Source organism: Halovenus amylolytica, from assembly GCA_004015825.1.
In the GTDB taxonomy this organism is placed as follows: Archaea; Halobacteriota; Halobacteria; order Halobacteriales; family Haloarculaceae; genus Halovenus; species Halovenus amylolytica.
The window spans coordinates 1-17,686 of sequence record SAYS01000016.1 but is presented as its reverse complement, the minus strand read 5'-3'; the positions used below and the strand labels follow the sequence as shown (position 1 = coordinate 17,686).

Here is a 17,686-nt window from a genome sequence, read left to right as displayed (position 1 = left end):
GATGTTCGATGGATTAAAAGACAAGCTGAGTAGCTTCACTGAAGACGTCGAAGAAGAGGCTGATCTCGACGAGGTCGAAGACGCCGAGGACGAAACAGAATCGGAAAGCGTCGAGGAGAGCCCTGACGAGGCTACCGACGCCTCGACTGCGGAACCGGTCGACGACCGCAGCGACGACTCGGGGAGCCAGGAAGCGGAGACACAGGCGGCGACTACCGAAGGTGAAGCAACGGCATCAGAGACAGCGGATGCCGAGCCAGATTCGGAAGCGGAAGACGCCGACTCGGCGGATACCGAATCCGAGGAGAGTTCCTCGGCCGGCTTTACAAAAAAGGCGAAAGCCTTCGCGACCGGGAAGACGGTCATCGAGCAAGAGGAACTTCAGAAACATCTGGACGAACTCGAAGTCGCCTTGCTCGACAGTAACGTCGAACTGGAGGTCACGATCGAGATTCTCAACGGCGTCGAGGAGAACCTCACCGGGGAGACCCGGGGGCGACTCCAGAGCACCGGCAGTATCGTCGAAGATGCACTCCGGGAGTCGCTGTACGACGTGATCGACGTCGGGCAGTTCGATTTCGACGAGCGCATCGCCGACGCGAAAAAACCCTTCGTGATGATTTTCACCGGCGTCAACGGCGTCGGGAAGACGACGACGATCGCGAAGCTCTCGAAGTATCTCGAAGACCGGGGCTACTCCTCGGTGCTGGCAAACGGCGACACGTACCGAGCCGGCGCGAACGAGCAACTCCAGGAACACGCCGACGCCCTGGATCGAAAGCTCATCACGCACGAACAGGGATCGGACCCGGCTGCGGTCATCTACGACGCCGTGGAGTACGCCAGGGCAAACGACGTCGATGTCGTCCTCGGCGACACGGCGGGACGGCTACAGACGAGCAACGACCTGATGGATCAACTCGCGAAGATCGACCGCGTGATCGATCCGGATATGACTGTGTTCGTCGACGAGGCGGTCGCCGGCCAGGATGCGGTCAACCGGGCAGCCGGCTTCAACGACGCGGCGGAGATCGACGCCTCGATTCTGACGAAAGCGGACGCAGATCAGGACGGCGGCGCAGCGATCTCTATCGCACACGTCATCGACAAACCGATTCTCTTCCTCGGTACTGGCCAGCAGTACGACGACCTGGAGCGGTTCGAACCCGAGCGGATCGTCGACGAACTGCTCGGACCGGAGTAACACCCGCGTCCGGGGATCGCTTTTTTAGACAGAGTGGATACTCCAGAGGGAGCAAGAGACCGGCAAGAAGAGAGAAGATCAGTCGGCAGTAGCGGGGGTCCGCTCGGCCTTTTTCTCGGTCATCTCGTCCGTGAGACAGTGAGCGAGCGCGGCGACTGCCTCCTTGTGTTCCGTTTTCGATTTGTGGATCGACGTCGGTTCGACACCGAGCGATGCGTACCCACTGTTGTCGACGTCGTTTCCGGTATCTGTCTCGTAATGTGTCTGTACCTGTGCAAGGAGTCCGTGAAGATGAATGAGCTCTTGCTTTTTCATAGTCAACCCTATATTGAGACTGGAGGATTATAGTAGTGTTCTGAGGGACGTTAACACACTTTCGACAAACCGTGGCGTTCGCACGATCCATCTGGAGTCGATACTCCCACAAGGCTCGCCAGATAGCCGTCCGGAAAAGCGCTATCGAGTGGATTCGAGTCGGGTCAGAATACAGAACTCTGATAGCTAGCGACAGGTGGGACCCCGAACCGACGGCTGGAAGCCCGCTGTCCTCTCGATCGGGCGTATTCAGAGACAATAATGAGGCGATAGATCCCCCGTCAACTATAAATACAACATACTCGAAGGTCCCAGTGTTCCGATGCCAAAAGTCGAGATTACAATCCCGGAGCATCTTGAAATGCAGATCGCCCAGATGGTCGAGCAAGGCGAATTTCTCAACCGAGAGGAGGCGATCGAGGATCTGCTCTCCACAGGACTAAAAGCGTACAAGACGAGTGGTCCAACCGACGAAGACGAGAGCCCTGGTGGCGGATACGAGGACGACGGTATGATGGGCCACGACGACGAATACGTCTTCTAATTCTCACTCCGTTCTGTATTTGCACTGGAGACGACCCGACAGTGACCACCCTATGTCTGATAGTGATTGTTGCGAGTCTGTACCGCTCTGGCGACGCAAATTCTGTGTTACACGCCGTGAAACGTCGATATCCGTGACTCGGTCACGAAAATAACCGCAACAATCACTATGAAACAAACTGAACACGAGCACACCATCTGCACTCGCTGTCCGTGCGTCGGCAAGAAACGGGTGGACTCGCCGAAAGACTCGGGCCAGTGCCGCTCGTCTTTCGAGCCCTTGCTCGTTTACTTCGTTCACTCGTGCGGACGTCGGGACCGAGCGAAACCGCAGGTTTCGCGAGGGTCGGAGCGGCTCCGCCGCTCCGGGATTTGAACCCGGAACCAGACGTGCTCACTGCGTTGCGCGCGACTTCCAGGGCACCAAATCTCGCCTCGACCATTCTCGCTCACTCGTAGAACTCGTTCGCTCCGATGGACTCGTCGGGACCGAGCAAACGCGTAGCGTTTGCGAGGGTCGACGAGTCCACGAACGACGACGAGCGCAGCGACCGAAGGAAGTGAGTGGACTCGTCGGGATTTGAACCCGAGGCCTTCCCCGTGCCAGGGGGATGATCTACCACTGATCTACGAGCCCGCACTCACTGCTTTTCTATCGGTCTGTTTAAACCCATCGGAAGCCCGCTACCGCGGAACGCACGTTTTATAATGCCGAGTGGTTTAGACCACCTCACGAATGCCTAACTCCAACGGACCAAAACAGGGAACCCGGCACAAGCTGCAGAACAAACCACGCGATCAGGGCACGTCGCCGCCACAGCGATCGGTACAGGAGTTCGACAACGGCGACACCGTCCACCTCGCTATCGACCCGAGCAACCAGAAAGGACAGTTCCACCCGCGCTTCAACGGCCAGACCGGAACCGTCGTCGGCGAACAGGGCAAAGCCTACAAAGTCCAGATCACCGACGGTGGCAAAGAGAAGACGCTCATCGTGAAGCCGGCACACCTGACCCGACAGGAGTAGTCCGTTCACGCGGCTGTGGCCCAGAAGACGTTTTTCGGCGCTATTCACTCGACAGTGACACTCTTGGCCAGATTCCGCGGTTTGTCGATCGGACGGCCGAGATCGTTCGCGATGTGGTAGGCCAGAAGTTGGAGCTGCACGTTCGCCAGCAGCGCCGCCGCGCGCGGATGTGTCTCGGGAACCTCCAGGACGTAATCCGCGTACATCGCAGCGTCGTTGCGGCCGTCGGTGACAGCGACGACCGGTGCGCCCCGGGCTTCGACTTCTTTGATATTACCAACAGTCTTCCGTGCAGCGTCGCCGTCACCGATCGCGATCGCGAAAACCGGCGTGTTCGGCGTCACCAGCGCGAGCGGCCCGTGTTTGAGTTCGCCGGCCGCGAACCCTTCTGCGTGTTCGTAACTGATCTCTTTGAGTTTGAGCGCACCTTCCAGTGCGACCGGGAACTGATAGCGGCGGCCGATGAAGAAATAGGCATTCGAGTCAGCGTATATTTCGGCGACCTCGCTGGCAGCCGAGTCGTCGAGGATGTGCTGGATATCGCCGGACAGATCCCGGAGTGCGGGGACGACAGCGCGACGACTCCGGCCCCCCTCGACCGTCGCGAGTGAGAGGAGATTCAGCGCGGCCAGCTGCCCGGCGAAGGTTTTCGTCGCCGCGACACCGATCTCCGGCCCCGAACGAATGTACAGCGCGTGGTCACACTCCCGTGCGGCCGTCGAGCCGACGGTGTTCGTCACCGCGAGCGTCTCTGCGCCTCTGTTCGCGGCTTCCCGTAGCGCAGAAAGCGTATCCGCCGTTTCTCCACTCTGGGTAATCCCGACAACGAGATCGTCCCCGACGGGTGGGGGTGAACTGGCGTACTCACTCGCGAGGAAGGCCTGGGCCGGAACCCCGGCCTGGTTGAACAGCTGGGCGGCATACAGCCCGGCGTGATAGGACGTCCCACAGGCGACGAACTGGACGCCGGTCGGGGAGAGATCGCCGACCTCTTCGATGTCGACAGCGCCGCCGAGTTCGTCGATCCGGCCGCTGAGACACTGCCGGAGGGCGCGGGGCTGTTCGTGGATCTCCTTGAGCATATAGTGGTCGTAGCCACTTTTGCCCGTCTCCTCGGCGTCCCAGGTGATCGTCTCGACCGACTTCTCGACGGGGATACCATCGCTGTCAGTGACGGAGACGCCACCGTCGAGTCGCGCGAACTCGCCGTCTTCGAGATAGATCACGCGTGCAGTGTAGTCCCTGAACGCCGGCACGTCACTGGCGATGAAGTAGGGGCCGTCGCCCGTCAGCTCGGCACTCCCATCGCCCTCGGCGTCGAGTCCGAGCCCGACGACCAGCGGCGAGTCGTTGCGCGCGGCAAACAGCGCCTCGGTCCCCTCGATCAGTGCGCCGATCGCGTAGCTCCCATCGATGCGGTCGATCGCCGACCGGAAGGCCGCCTCCGGTTCGGCACCCGCCTCGAGTGCGTCCTCGATCAGATGGGGTACAACTTCAGTGTCAGTGTCGCTGCTGAAGCGGTGTCCTGCCGCCGTGAGTTCCTCCCGGAGCTCCTGGTAGTTCTCGATGATCCCGTTGTGGACGACCGCGACCCGGCCGGTGCAGTCCTGGTGTGGGTGTGCGTTCTCGTCCGTCGGCGGTCCGTGTGTACTCCAGCGCGTGTGTCCGATGCCGACTGTCCCGGCGAGAGACTGTTCGGAGAGTTTCTGACTCAGGGCTTCGATCTCGCCGGCGGTTTTCGAGACCGACAGTCCGTCGCCGACGACACCGATGCCGGCCGAGTCGTAGCCGCGGTACTCCAGTTTCTCCAGCCCGTGGACGAGCGTCTCGACAGTCCGTTCGTCTCGCCCGACACAGCCGATGATCCCACACATTACCGGATCACCTCTGCCCCCTCGGGCACGCGGTCACGGACGTGACAGCTCCCGCCGATCTCCGCCTCGGTTCCGACGAGCGTCCCTGGTTCGAAGGAGACGTTCCCGCCCACACGAACCCTGTCCGCGAGAACGGCACCGAGTGGCTGGTCTTCGTGTACCTCCCGGCCAACCCGGACATCACCCGGGCCGCCGGGGATGACCGTGCCGACGCCGAGATGGACGTCCTGTCCGAGCACAGCGTCGACGAGCGTCGAGGCGTGATCGATCCGACTGTCCGCGTCGACGACGCTGCGTTCGATCGTCACGTTCGCGCCGACTGTCGTGTTCGCTGCGAGCGCGACGTTCGGGCCGACGACCGACCCCGGTCCGATCTCGCAGTTCGCACCGACCGCGACCGGCGGCCGGATCGTCGCGTCCTCGTGGACACGAGCGTCGTCGTCGATCCACACGCCGTCGCTACGTTCTCGATCGGTGGCGCGGCCGCGTTCGAGCACCTCCGAGGTGACGGAGAGCAGATCCCATGGGTAGGTCGCGTCGACCCACAGTCCGTCGATCCGGCAGCCGCGAACGACCTGCTCGTCGATGAGTTTCGAGATCGTATCCGTCAACGCGAGTTCACCGGACCGGCGTGGTGTCTCGGAGATCGTCTCGAAGATCGTCTCGTCGAAGGCGTAGATACCGGCGTTGATCAGCCGGAACTCGTCCGTCTCCGGCTTCTCGATGATCTCTGTGACCCGCGTCCCATCGAGACTGACGACGCCGTACCGGCTCGTGTTCGCGTGTTCGATGACCGCCATCGTGGCGGCTGCCGACCCCTCCTCGAATGCCGACATGACTTCCGAGACCGAACTCGCCTCGATGAGCCGGTCACCGTTGACGACGAGCATCGGCTCGGAGACAGTGTCGGCGGCCTGCAACAGTGCGTGGCCGCTGCCGAGCTGTTTGTACTGGACGACGTATTCGATCTCGACGCCCCGGTATGAGGAGCCGAAGTGATTCTGAACGCGGTTTCGGCGGTAGCCGACGACGAGGACCAGTCGTTCTATACCTGCCTCGATCAGTGCATCGAGAACGTGTTCGAGTATCGGGCGGTTCGCAGCCACTAGCATTGGCTTCGGGCGGTTGTGTGTCAGTGGGCGGAGTCGCGTTCCCTCACCGGCTGCCAGGACGACTGCTGTCCGAACGCTCATATCCTCTGGTACGTGGCTAGCTGTTTGTACTTTTGGGAGCGGTCGACGGTGATCGGTTGAGTTACTAGCCACTAGTACCGGTAAATTCCACAGACAGCAGAGGGTAGTGTTTGGAAAGATTCGGTTGTACTGCTGAAAAATAATAAGATTCTACTACTAGCTACTCGTTAGTTAATATATGACAGTAGTCAGTGTCTCGATGCCAGACGAGTTACTGGAACGACTCGACTCCTTTGCGGACGAACACGGCTATACGGGCCGTAGCGAGGTTGTTCGGGAAGCCTCCCGGAACCTCCTCACGGAGTTTCAGGACAAACAGCTCGAAGACAGGGAGCTGATGGGCATCGTCACAGTCCTGTTCGATTTCGAATCGACCGATGTGGAGCACAAGATGATGCATCTCCGCCACGATTACGAACAGCTCGTGATCTCGCACGTCCACAACCACGTCGGTGACCACTACTGTATGGAGCTTTTCATCCTCGAAGGGAGTCTCGAGGATATCTCCACCTTCGTCGGCAAGATCAGGGCAACCCAGGACACGCTCTCGATCGATTACTCCGTGATGCCAGTCGACCGGATCGACGGCGTCGTGTGACGGTTTCCGGCCTATTCGACGGTCTTCGGACCGTTCGGTGGCGGACAGTTCTACGTCGGACCCGAAGCTGACAAGTTTGCAGACCCCGAACGATCTGCAACCCAGACCAGTCATGACAGAAACAGTCCGCTCACGTCCACCACTCCGGGCCAGATTACCGACGACGCAGTCGGCGTTCACCGTTTTCGCCGGTGATCTGTTCGTTTTGTTCGTACTAATTGCAGTTGGGCAGTACACCCACGAGTACCTGTTCTGGGAGGCACCCACCCGCACAGTGTTGATCCTGACACCGTTCGCATTCGGGTGGCTCCTCGTCTTCTCGCTTGCCGGACTATTCAGTGTCGAGACGCTGGGAAGTTACAGACGGACGCTGTTGCTCCTGGTTCCTGCCTGGGTGGCAGCGTCGCTGGCCGGCAGCGCGCTCCGCGGGACCGAACTGTTTCCGGGCGGTGCGCCGCTCGTGTTCATCCTCGTAAACATCGGGACTGGACTGTTGTTTTTGATCCCCTGGCGGCTGTTCGCGACGTGGCTTCACAGGCGCTCGACGGCCTGATTACTCCGCCTCGTCGTCGAAATATTCCGCTTCGATGAACTCGTGGGCATCTTCGAGTATCTCGCGTGGTCCGTCCTGTGTGATCGTGTTGATCGCCTGGTCGTAGTCGCGCCACTGGTGGTCGCGGTGTTCCTTGGAGAGCTCTGCGGATGCTTCGAAGGAGTGAGCGATGAACAGATGCACAGTCTTGTGGATCGTCTCACCGCCCGCTTCGAACACGTAATCGTAGTCTTTTCGGAAGCCATCGATGAGCCGGAACTCGCTGATCCCGGCCTCCTCTTCCACTTCGCGTATCGCGGTTTGCTGGAGTTCTTCCTCACCTTCGACGCCACCTTTCGGGAACTCCCAGTCCCCGGGGCGACTCTTCAGCAGGAGGTACTCCCGGCGGCCACGCGTATCGCGAAAGAGGATGGCTCCCGCGCTCGTGGCCTCTATCATTACTCCTTCTTAGTTGGCCCCCCGTTAAGTGAATGTCGGAGCACGCGACGGGTTTCGTGTCAACCAGCCAACCGAGAACGGCCGGGAATCGAATCGGTTTAGTCCGGGGAGACGCTCTCTCCCGGTATGCCCTTCGTGACTCGGCTCACACTACAGAGTGGGGACGGCGAGTTGCTCGATTCGGTCGTCTCCGATATCAAAGACCGTGCCGAGCGCAAGGGGGTCGAACTGAAAGGCCCACACCCGAAACCACCCAGCAGACACTCCGTCCCGCAGTACAAACGGGTCGGCGTCGACGAAACCTTCGAAAGCTGGGATTACACCGTCTACACACGAGTCATCGAGATTATCGACCACAACGAGTTCGCCCGCAACGTCGCAGAACAGGAGTTCCCACCGCGGATTCACATTACGGCAGATATCGAACAGTTCAATCAGACCGGGGACAGCTAGAGTCGGACTGGTGGGCAGACACCCCTCCCGAAGAACTCTCACCCATAAGTAATGAGACAGCATTAGTTAGTAGTGATAACATTCAGTATACGATGAATTATATATTTGGAGGACATTACACCAGATATGTCCTACGAGAGTCCCGGTAACTCCGACTCGTCAGGGCGGTCGATCGAACCACCTAACGTCGAACTGAGCCGTCAGACGGACAGACTCCTCGAGACGCTCGCAGACCGCCAACGTCGAGTTGTCCTGCTGTTGCTGAAACGCGGGGCTGTCGAGAACGAGGCCGATCTGCTCTTCCGGAGCAAAGACGAGACGAAAGCAGCGCTCGTCCACAACCACCTGCCGAAACTGGAGGAGGCGGGTTACATCGAGTGGGACAGGGAGAGTGGCACGATCGAGAGAGGCCCCGAGTTCGACGAGATAGAGCCGCTACTCGAACTGATCGAAGAGCACTCCGACGAGTTGCCCTACGACTGGCCCTAGACGCGTTCTGTGGTTCGACACCGGGTGCCGGGATTCTTAATACCCCGAACCCATCTGTGAGATATGGACGAGTACACCGAGTGGCTCCAGTCGTTGCGCCGCGAGCTACACCGCTGCCCCGAACCCGCCTGGCGGGAGTTTTACACCACCACACGCATCGTCGACGAACTCCGGGAGATGGCTGTCGACGAGATTCTCGTCGGTCCCGAAATTCTCGACGCCGACAGCCGGATGGGTGTCCCCGACGACGCCGAACTGGAGACGTGGCTCGCCCGTGCCCGCGAAGATGGGGTCGACAGCGACGTCCTCGACCAGATCGCCGGCGGCTACACAGGTGTGATAACAACCCTCGAACGAGGCGATGGGCCGACGATCGGGCTCCGGGTCGATATCGACGGGCTGCCACAGAAAGAGAGTGATGACGGCGACCACGTCCCTGCTGTGGAGGGATTCCGGTCCGAAAACGAGGGGTACATGCACGCCTGCGGCCACGACGGCCACATCACGATCGGGCTCGGTGTGTTGCGCGCCATCGCGGAGAGTGATTTCCAGGGGACGCTGAAAGTCATCTTCCAGCCAGCGGAGGAACGAATCGGCGGCGGGAAAGCAATCGCGGAGAGCGGCCAGCTGGACGATCTGGACGCACTGATCGCGATCCATCTCGGGCTCGACCATCCGACTGGTGAGGTCGTCGCCGGCATCGACGGCTTCCTGGCTGTCGCGCAGGTCGACGCCGAGTTCGAAGGTGAACCCGCCCACGCCGGCGGCCACCCGGAGGAGGGGAACAATGCTGTCCAGGCGATGGCCACAGCAGTCCAGAATCTGTACGCGATTCCACGGCACAGCGACGGCGCGACGCGGGTCAATGCCGGCCACGTCGCTGGGGGGACTGCGTCCAATATTATACCCGAGGAAGCGTTCATCCAGGGCGAGGTTCGCGGGGAGACCACCGAACTGATGGAGTACACGCGGGAGAAGGCCTACCGGGTCATCGAATCGGCCGCGGAGATGCACGACTGTCAGGTGACGATCGAAGAGACTGGGAAAGCGCCGAGCGCGGAAAGTGACGAGGAAGTCGTCGAAGAGGTGTTTGCTGCAGCACAGACGTCTGAACGAGTGAATTCGGTACTGCGCCGTGATGATCTCGGAGGCAGTGAAGACGCCACCTATCTCATGCAGCGTGTACAGGACAACGGCGGCATTGCAGGATTCGTCGGAATCGGGACGGATCACCCCGGCGGCCACCACACCTCGACGTTCGATGTGGACGAGGAGTCGCTGCTGATCGGTGTCGACGTGGTGAGCGACGCGATTTTGCGACTCGCGAAGAAGGTGTGAGAATTCGAAATTACGCTTCGAGAAGGTAGCCAAGACGAAGAGTTCTACAGAAGTCTAAAAACAGCAAGAAAGCCCCCGATCTCTTGACCACCCGGGACTCGCTGCGCTCCAGTCGGTGCTTGCGTCGTCCGGGGTGGATCAAGAGACCGGCCCCTTTCAGTCCCACCCGGCCTGGGAAATCACACAGGGCGGGACTGAAAGGGGCCGCCCGCTCGATGAGCGAGACGACGCAAGCACCGCAACGACCGGAGGGAGCGAGGAGCGTGGTTCGAGAGAGCGAAGCTCTCTCGTCATCACGAAAGACGCTCGCGTCTTTCGAACGACAGCGAGTCGCAGTCATCGAGCGGGCGGGGGCTTTCTTGTTGTTCGGGGCTGTTTTGTTAGTCACTACTGCACTAGCTTTCTTGCGGTCACGAACTCCAATCCGCCATCTCACTCCAAAACAAAAACACCAGATCAGGCGTCAAGCGTCTGTCGGAGAATCTCGGGAGCCGCCGCCAGTGCGTCTTCCAGCGCGTCGCTGTCCGGACCGCCACCCTGCGCGAAATCCGGCGGGCCGCCACCGCCGCCACCGACGCGGCCAGCGAGTTCGCCGACCACGTCGCCAGCATCGATACCGACACCATCGGGAACGGCGACAACGAACTGCGCGCCGTCGACGCCCGAACCGATCACTGCAACTTTCCCGTCCTCGACGAGCGCGTTCGCCGTCGCGCGGAGTTCGTCCATGTCGCCGTCGAGGTGCTGGATCACGGCCGTCGTCCCGTCGAGTTCGACTTCCTCGCCGTCGCCGCCACCCTGGGCGCGCACGTCGGCGAGTTCCTCTTTGAGTTCGTCGATGCGCTTGCCGCGTGCTTTCCACTCGTCGAAGAAACGCTGGGCAGTTTCGGGAACGTCCATCGGACTCACGTCCAGCACTTCGGCTGCATCCCGGAGCGCGTCTTCGGTCGCCTGCGTCGCCTCGATGGCTGCATCCCCCGCGGCGTAGGTCAGCCGGATGACCCCGTCCTGGATGCGCTCGGTGCCGAGAATCTTGATCGCACCCACGTCGCCGGTGCGGGAGACGTGTGTCCCACCGCAGGCCTGGGTGTCCTCCCGGGCGTGGATCAGCCGGATCTGCTCGCCCTGTGGAATCCCACCCTGGTAGATATCGAAGCCGTAGCTTTCCTCGGCCTCGTTGCGGTCGAGCCACTCCTGATCGACGGAGGCGTTTTCCATCACCAGTTCGTTGGCGAGTAGTTCGATCTCTTTGACCTGCTCGCGCGTGATCGACTCGTAGTGTTTCACGTCCAGCCGGGCGCTGTCCTCGCTTTTCTGGGCACCGGCCTGCCGGATGTGATCGCCGAGCACCTGTCGTGCTGCGTGACCGACGAGGTGTGTCGCCGTGTGATGTCGCATGTGTCGACGCCGCCGGCGGGAGTCGATCTTGCCACGGACGAAGTCGCCTTTGCCTGGGTTGTCCTCGGTCCGGTGGATCACCACGTCGCCGACAATCTGGACATCGGTCACGTCCGTCGTCAGATCGTCCGTCGAGAGGACACCGTGGTCGGCGGGCTGGCCACCACCCTCGGGATAGAACATCGTCTGATCGAGGACCACATCGTACCCATCCTCGCGTTCGATCACGTCGAGGACGACCGCCTCGAACTCCATGCGGCTCTGATCCTCGTAGTAGAGCCTGTCAGTCGCCGGGAGATCTTCGAACTCGTCGGGATCGAGCCCAGACTCCGTCCCCGACTCACCGGTTTCGTCACTGTGACGGCTGGCGACGAGTGAGTAGAAATCGTCCGGAACGTCAACATCGGCGTCGTGGTCGCTCGCGATCTCCTCGACCATATCCGGCTGGATACCGTGTGAGTCGTACAGCTCGACCAGTTCCTCGGTCGGGATCGGCTCGCCCTCGGCTGCGTACTCCTCTGCGAGCTGTTCGACCCGCCGCGTCCCGCGGTCGAGTGTCTCGCGGTACTTTTCGACCTCGGTGCGAACCACGTCGCGGATCGTATCCCGGTTCTCGTAGTCCAGCCGCTCGGCCTGCATATCGACCAGTTCGTCCAGCGGCGCATCGATCCCGACGGTGTTGGTGAGTCGCTTGGTCCGCCGGAGCACCATCCGGACGAGATACCCTGTCCCGACGTTCGACGGGACGATCCCGTCGCCGAGCATGTACGCGAGCGTTCGGCAGTGATCGGCGACCGCGTAGATAGATTCCAGCGGCGCGAGTAGCTCGCGGAGCTGATCCACATCGACACCGAGTTCGTCCGCGATTTCGCCACGTGCAGCCTCGACGTCGTCCACATCGTCGATATCCAGGTTCCCGGAGAGTCGAGCAGCGTCGTGGACGATCGCGTTCTCCTCGTCGGTGTAGGAGATCCCCGCGTTCTCGCGCAGGAACGCTATCATCTCGGGGTAGATCGCCTCGTAGATCGTCGGCGTCCCCTGACTCATCCAGGTCCACCGCTCCAGCCCGTAGCCGGTGTCGACGACGTAGGTGTCCATCTGCGAGTAGTGGTTGCCGTCCTTGAGGAGGTACTCACCGTCGGGGTCCTGTTCGAGCGACATGAAGACGAGCGTCGCGAGCTCCAGACCCTTGTAGATGACCTCGATCGCAGGCCCGGCGTTGCCCCCACCGACCCACGGATCTTCGATGTAGGTGACTTCCTCGATATCCGCTCCGAGCTCTTCGAGTAGCGTATCGCAGTACTCGACCGTTTTGTCCTTCCAGTACACCTCCCCCTCGTAGGCGTACTCGCCCTCGACATCCTCGCGAGCGTTGAAGGCGTGGTGGGCCATCATCTCGAAGGCCATCGTGTGTCGGCCCGTCTTCCCGACGTTGTCGATATCCTGCATCCGGATGCAGGGCTGGCTGATCGTCAGCGGGTTCGCCGGCGGCGGCGTCTCGCCGCTGGTGACGAGTGGCTGGAAATCGTAGATAGACGCCTGTGTCAGCAACACGTCGTCGCGCCAGCGGTTCGCGGCCACTGGGTACGGGTCGATTCGTTCGTGTCCACGCTCCTCGAAGTACGAGAGGAAGGCTTCCCGCATCTCTTCGAGCGTGTACTCTTCGGCGAAGCCGGGGTCGTCGAGGAAATCGTACGTGTCACAGGGCGGTTCCCCACAGGTCTCCCGCGACCCGTCGCGACTCCAGAAGGTGGCCCCACACTCCGAACACGAGAGGCGGTGAAAGCCGTTCTCCTCGAAGTAGTCGAGTTCGTATTCGTCGTCCAGATCGCTCATTCGTTGCCGTGTATTGGCGAGCGTTCGCCTAAAACAGTTCCGAACGGTCCGTCTGGTTTCAGACCGTGACAAAGCCACTGCAGAGTGGTGTACGTAGCTTCAGCGAGTGAAAAGTCGACTCGACGACCCTGGATGGAAGGCCGGGCGAATCCGCTGACAGATCCCCGGGTTTAAGATCGATCACCCACCCAGTACGAGCGTGGACTGTTCGCGCATCTTCGAGGAGTTTCCCGCGCCCTCCTACCGCGGTGCCCAGGAGCAGGCGCTTTCCGATATCCAAGAGGCATTCGCGGACGGTAACGACGTCGTCCTCGCCCGGGCGCCGACCGGCAGCGGGAAATCGCTGCTCGCCCGGGCGGTCGCTGGCTGTGGCGCGACACCTGCGGAAGTCGGCCCCGAAGAGCCGACTGGTGCCTACTACACCACGCCGCAGGTCTCACAGCTCGACGATGTCGAGGGGGATCCACTCCTCGAAGATCTCAGCATCATCCGGGGCAAGAACAACTACAGCTGTATTCTCCCCGGCGAGACCGACACGCCGGTCAACCAGGCACCCTGCGCACGCGAACGCGAGTTCGACTGCCAGGTCAAACACCGCTGTCCGTACTTCTCGGATCGTGCGATCGCTGCGAACCGGTCGATTGCGGCGATGACACTCGCCTACTTCATGCAGACGGCTGGCTCCGACGTGTTCGGGATGCGCGACGTCGTCGTCATCGACGAGGCCCACGGACTGGGCGACTGGGCGGAAATGTACGCGGCGATCGAACTCGGACCCGAAACGATCCCACCGTGGGAGGACGTTCGCCCCGAGACGATCGACGGCCTCGACGACGCCGTCGAGTACGCCCAGTATCTGACGACGATCTGCGATCGCGGGCTGGACTCGTTGCGGGGCAACGCCGAACTCACCCCCGAAGAGGTCGACAAACGCGACCGACTGACGAAGCTGCGGACCGACCTGAACTGGTTCATCGAGGACTACAGCGATCCCGAGAGCGTGACGACCTGGGTCGTCGATCAAAATGGCGGCGAGGGGTCGCCGGTGACGATCAAGCCGGTCAACCCCGAGCGCTACCTGAAACACACGGTCTGGGACCGTGGGCGGAAGTTCCTCCTGCTCTCGGCGACGATTCTCAACAAAGAGGCCTTCTGTGCGAACGTCGGACTCGATCCGTCGAACGTGGCGCTCGTCGACGTGCCCCACACGTTCCCGGTCGAGAACCGGCCGCTGTACGACGTGACACAGGGGAAGATGACCTACGAACACCGCGAGGAGACGCTGCCGAAGATCGCCCGGATTCTCGTCCGACTGATGGCCCGCCACGACGAGGAGAAGGGACTGGTGCACTGTCACTCCTATGCGATCCAGGAGCAACTGGAAGGGCTGCTCGCCGACTTCGGCGTCGACGCGCGGATCCGCAGTCACGACCGCGAGGACCGGGACGGCCAGCTTGCAGCCTGGCAGCGCAGCGACGATCCCGGCGTCTTTCTCTCGGTCAAAATGGAGGAGGCCCTCGATCTGGAGGGGGAACTCTGCCGGTGGCAACTGCTCTGTAAAGCACCCTATCCGAACACCCGTGACTCCAGGGTCGCGCGCCGACTGGAGGACGGCCAGTGGGCCTGGTACTACCGGACTGCACTGCGGACAGTGATCCAGGCCTGCGGGCGTGTCGTTCGCGCGCCGGACGATTACGGTGCGACCTATCTCGGGGACAGTTCGTTACTCGAACTGTTCGACAGAGCAAAGACAGATATGCCGGAGTGGTTTCAGGCACAGGTCAGGCGAATGAAACAGCCGGAGCTGCCGTCGTTCGCGCCGGGCGAGGCTCTGGCTGGCAGCACGTCACGGCAGACGAGTCGGCGGCGCTCGACGGGCTCGACAAAAGAGAGTGCAGACGATCACCCGCTGTCGGACGTCTGGGACTAGAGGTTGCGTGCCATCATCACCTCGTCGACGTAGCTGCCGTTGAGTTTGTAGTGGTCTTCACGGACCGCTTCGGTCTCGAAGCCGTGGGACTGGAGAAAGTCCAGTGCGCTCTGGTTGGTGGCTGGAATCGCGTTGTAGAGTTTTTCCAGCCCCTGCTCTTCGGCCCATCTGACGCCGCGTTCGAGTAGCTGGCTGCCGATCCCGTTACCCCGGTACGCCTCGAGGACACCGAGTGTGAACTCTGCCGTGTGGTTGAGCTTCCGCAGGTCGGTGTGTTTGAGATGGACCCAGCCGACGACATCCCCCTCGACGCAGGCGACGAAGAACATCCGGGACTCGATCTCGTTGTGTCGCATCAACACCCCCTCGTTGTCGACGATATCCGCCACTGTCTCGGCTTTGATGTACTCGCCGTCGCCGATTGCTTCCCTGATTGCCCCGACGAGCCCCGTCAGATCCTCCTCGCGTGCCTGCCGGATCGTGAACGAGATTTTCTCCTTTTCGTACTCCTCTTTGGCCCCCGCATCGAAGGCGATCCGGAGTTTCCCCTCTTCTTCCTCGATGACGCTGTCGCGTTTGAGAATCGCGACGTGGTGACCGAACGCCCGCGGCTCCATGTTGAGCGACCGTCGTGCCTTCTCGGGCCTCGTCGCACCGTGGCGCTCGATGTACTCGTAGAGATCTGACCTGTCGTCGTGGTCGATCTCGGGTTTCTGTAACACGTTCATGTGGTATGGTATAACACGGCTTACTATATAATAGCCCCGACCGTTTGTGCGAGAACAGCATCGATTCAGGACGGATTTTCGACGTTCTTGGAACTGGAGACCCCGTGTACGCGGTAAAAATACGATACAGCAGACAGAGCGCTTGCCACTCAGGTCGCCGACTGGTCGGGAACAGTCATCTCGACGGTCGTCCCCGAATCGGTCTGGAAGGAGACAGTGCCATTGAGTTTCTTGATCCCCCACTTGATCTGCCAGAGACCGAGTCCGCTGCCGTGCTGGAGTGGCGTCTCCCGGCCCGCATCGAGCGATTCGAGTTCGGAGTCGGGGATGCCGGGCCCGTCGTCGGTGACAGTGATCCGGTAGCCAGTTGTATACTCGGTGATGGTGATCGAGACAGTGTTCTCGGCGTGTTCGATCGCGTTCTCGATGGCGCTTTCGAGGGCAGCAGCCAATGCCTCCCAGTCAGTCAGAAGGAGGGCCGACTCCGGTCGTTCGAACTCGACTGTCACGTCCGGCCCGGTGCCGTTCGTTTTCGCGTTACAGACGTCTTCGATCAACTCGCTGACGACAGCCGTGAGATCCCGCTCGGTGTCCCGGACACTTCGGGAGACAAAGCGGTCGATCAGCCGGGCTTTCTGGCCGAGGTGTGCCAGTCCATCGGCCGAGTCGATGATCGTATCCGCGTGTTCGTCTGTCGGTCTATCGGCGTATTCCTCCTCGGTCAGTGCCTCCGCGTTGCTTTTGATGACGTCGACGGTGTTCCGGAGGTTGTGCCTGAGGACACGGTTGAGCACCTCCAGCCGTTGTTTTCGGAGTTCACGTTCGGTCACCTCGTGAAGGCTAACCAGCGAGCCAAGCTGGCGGCCGTGCTGGTCGGTGAACGGCGACACCGTGGGATCGAACTGTCGCCTGCTGATACCCGTTTGCAGCTCGTAGGTGTCCATCCGCCGCAGCTGATCGAGCGATCGATCGAGGATCTCTTCGATTGGCTCACCGAGTGCCTCCGTTCTGCTGACCCCGAACGTTTCGGTAACTTTCGGATTGAGCTTGATTATCCGCTCGGACTGATCGACGACGAAGACCAGATCGTCCGTCTCGCGAGCGATCGCCTGTTCGCCGATGGTTCCGGCGGCTGGCGTCGATTCGAACATATCGTATCCGAAGATCGTAAAAGCGATCAGTCCGGCAGGGAGGACGAAGCCGACAGCGTACGCGCCCGAAGCAGCCGTGATCCCGGGATCATCGATGAGGATACCGGACGTATTGAGCCCCAGAAACGTCCCGAATCCGGCGACGCCGAGGGCGACACCCTGGACCAGCGACAGGTGGCCGTACTCGTGGGTCGTTCGGACGACGAGATAGATCCCGATAATCAGAAAAAAGAGCACATACAGCGAGGTAAAGGTCAGGAACAGATCCAAAAGAACGCCACCAGCGAGCCGCCCCGAAGAGCTGGCAACCGCCATGACGGAGTAGATAACAACCGGGATAGAAAGCAACCCGACCGTTCGCCGCTGGAACCGGGTGTATTTCCCGGTGTACTGAAACGCGAAGATGAGCCACGGGACAGTCGAAAGACTCCAGGCAACTACTCCGATAGCCGCCCACAGCGGCAGCTCCGGCATACCCGGGTTGTCTGCAACGTACGTGTTTAGCCCCGACGAATTTCGCCACTGTCTCGTAGTAGGCGACCAATCAAGGGGATATGTACCCTCAGCAAAGGCTAATTGAGCTTCTCCAGGGATGGTCTCCGCTCGGAGACCATCCCG

At 61.0% G+C, this 17,686-nt stretch carries 16 protein-coding genes and 1 tRNA gene; 9 read left to right on the top strand and 8 right to left on the bottom strand.

Features of this window, described 5'->3' with window-relative positions; translation table 11 throughout:
- Window position 1: 1 nt before the first annotated feature.
- Complete coding sequence (ftsY, locus tag EOW68_RS12785) at window positions 2-1,204, top strand: signal recognition particle-docking protein FtsY (RefSeq protein WP_128225556.1); 1,203 nt, start codon at window positions 2-4, stop codon at window positions 1,202-1,204.
- A gap of 78 nt (window positions 1,205-1,282) precedes the next feature.
- Here the strand turns inward: ftsY and EOW68_RS12780 are convergent, their stop codons facing one another.
- Window positions 1,283-1,519 carry a UPF0058 family protein gene (locus tag EOW68_RS12780; RefSeq protein ID WP_128225555.1) on the bottom strand — a complete coding sequence of 79 codons (237 nt, stop codon included), beginning with the start codon at window positions 1,517-1,519 and terminating at the stop codon, window positions 1,283-1,285.
- A gap of 322 nt (window positions 1,520-1,841) precedes the next feature.
- On the opposite strand from EOW68_RS12780, the gene EOW68_RS12775 reads away from it, so the two are divergent.
- Entirely contained in the window at window positions 1,842-2,063 is a 222-nt protein-coding gene (locus EOW68_RS12775) for a ribbon-helix-helix domain-containing protein (RefSeq protein WP_128225554.1), read from the top strand.
- 564 nt (window positions 2,064-2,627) lie between these two features.
- Here EOW68_RS12775 and EOW68_RS12770 read toward each other — a convergent pair.
- Window positions 2,628-2,699: transfer RNA gene (locus EOW68_RS12770), tRNA-Ala, on the bottom strand.
- Between the two features lie 99 nt (window positions 2,700-2,798).
- Between EOW68_RS12770 and EOW68_RS12765 the strand changes: the two genes are divergently transcribed.
- Window positions 2,799-3,089, top strand: a complete 291-nt coding sequence (locus tag EOW68_RS12765) for a 50S ribosomal protein L21e (protein WP_128225553.1) — start codon at window positions 2,799-2,801, stop codon at window positions 3,087-3,089.
- A 44-nt stretch (window positions 3,090-3,133) separates the two neighbouring features.
- Here the strand turns inward: EOW68_RS12765 and glmS are convergent, their stop codons facing one another.
- Both glmS and glmU read right to left on the bottom strand, forming a co-directional pair.
- Window positions 3,134-4,963 (bottom strand): glutamine--fructose-6-phosphate transaminase (isomerizing), encoded by a 1,830-nt coding sequence (gene glmS, locus EOW68_RS12760; RefSeq protein WP_128225552.1) that lies wholly within the window; start codon window positions 4,961-4,963, stop codon window positions 3,134-3,136.
- Entirely contained in the window at window positions 4,963-6,156 is a 1,194-nt protein-coding gene (gene glmU / locus EOW68_RS12755; protein ID WP_128225551.1) for a bifunctional sugar-1-phosphate nucleotidylyltransferase/acetyltransferase, read from the bottom strand. Before glmU ends, glmS begins: the two co-directional genes overlap by 1 nt.
- Before the next feature lie 178 nt (window positions 6,157-6,334).
- Here glmU and EOW68_RS12750 point away from each other — a divergent pair, with 178 nt between their 5' ends.
- Window positions 6,335-6,754 carry a CopG family ribbon-helix-helix protein gene (locus EOW68_RS12750; protein WP_128225550.1) on the top strand — a complete coding sequence of 140 codons (420 nt, stop codon included), beginning with the start codon at window positions 6,335-6,337 and terminating at the stop codon, window positions 6,752-6,754.
- 112 nt (window positions 6,755-6,866) lie between these two features.
- Window positions 6,867-7,307: a DUF3054 domain-containing protein gene (locus EOW68_RS12745; RefSeq protein ID WP_128225549.1), complete on the top strand. Its 441-nt coding sequence runs from the start codon at window positions 6,867-6,869 to the stop codon at window positions 7,305-7,307.
- Here EOW68_RS12745 and EOW68_RS12740 read toward each other — a convergent pair whose 3' ends face one another.
- Window positions 7,308-7,745 (bottom strand): bis(5'-nucleosyl)-tetraphosphatase, encoded by a 438-nt coding sequence (locus EOW68_RS12740; protein WP_128225548.1) that lies wholly within the window; start codon window positions 7,743-7,745, stop codon window positions 7,308-7,310.
- Between the two features lie 126 nt (window positions 7,746-7,871).
- On the opposite strand from EOW68_RS12740, the gene EOW68_RS12735 reads away from it, so the two are divergent.
- From EOW68_RS12735 to EOW68_RS12725, 3 genes are all read left to right on the top strand, one after another.
- Window positions 7,872-8,198: a 30S ribosomal protein S10 gene (locus EOW68_RS12735; RefSeq protein WP_128225547.1), complete on the top strand. Its 327-nt coding sequence runs from the start codon at window positions 7,872-7,874 to the stop codon at window positions 8,196-8,198.
- Between the two features lie 126 nt (window positions 8,199-8,324).
- Window positions 8,325-8,687, top strand: a complete 363-nt coding sequence (locus EOW68_RS12730) for a DUF7344 domain-containing protein (protein WP_431358918.1) — start codon at window positions 8,325-8,327, stop codon at window positions 8,685-8,687.
- Window positions 8,688-8,750: 63 nt separating this feature from the next.
- Window positions 8,751-10,025 (top strand): amidohydrolase, encoded by a 1,275-nt coding sequence (locus EOW68_RS12725; RefSeq protein WP_128225546.1) that lies wholly within the window; start codon window positions 8,751-8,753, stop codon window positions 10,023-10,025.
- Window positions 10,026-10,481: 456 nt separating this feature from the next.
- Here the strand turns inward: EOW68_RS12725 and alaS are convergent, their stop codons facing one another.
- Complete coding sequence (alaS, locus tag EOW68_RS12720; protein ID WP_128225545.1) at window positions 10,482-13,259, bottom strand: alanine--tRNA ligase; 2,778 nt, start codon at window positions 13,257-13,259, stop codon at window positions 10,482-10,484.
- Between the two features lie 199 nt (window positions 13,260-13,458).
- Here alaS and EOW68_RS12715 point away from each other — a divergent pair, with 199 nt between their 5' ends.
- A complete protein-coding gene (locus EOW68_RS12715; RefSeq protein ID WP_128225544.1) occupies window positions 13,459-15,189 on the top strand; it encodes a helicase C-terminal domain-containing protein in 1,731 nt (576 codons plus the stop codon).
- On the opposite strand, the gene EOW68_RS12710 is transcribed toward EOW68_RS12715, so the two are convergent.
- A complete protein-coding gene (locus EOW68_RS12710; protein ID WP_128225543.1) occupies window positions 15,186-15,917 on the bottom strand; it encodes a GNAT family N-acetyltransferase in 732 nt (243 codons plus the stop codon). The two genes, EOW68_RS12715 and EOW68_RS12710, sit on opposite strands and share 4 nt — an antisense overlap.
- Before the next feature lie 149 nt (window positions 15,918-16,066).
- Window positions 16,067-17,542 carry an ATP-binding protein gene (locus EOW68_RS12705; RefSeq protein WP_431358917.1) on the bottom strand — a complete coding sequence of 492 codons (1,476 nt, stop codon included), beginning with the start codon at window positions 17,540-17,542 and terminating at the stop codon, window positions 16,067-16,069.
- Between the last annotated feature and the right edge of the window lie 144 nt (window positions 17,543-17,686).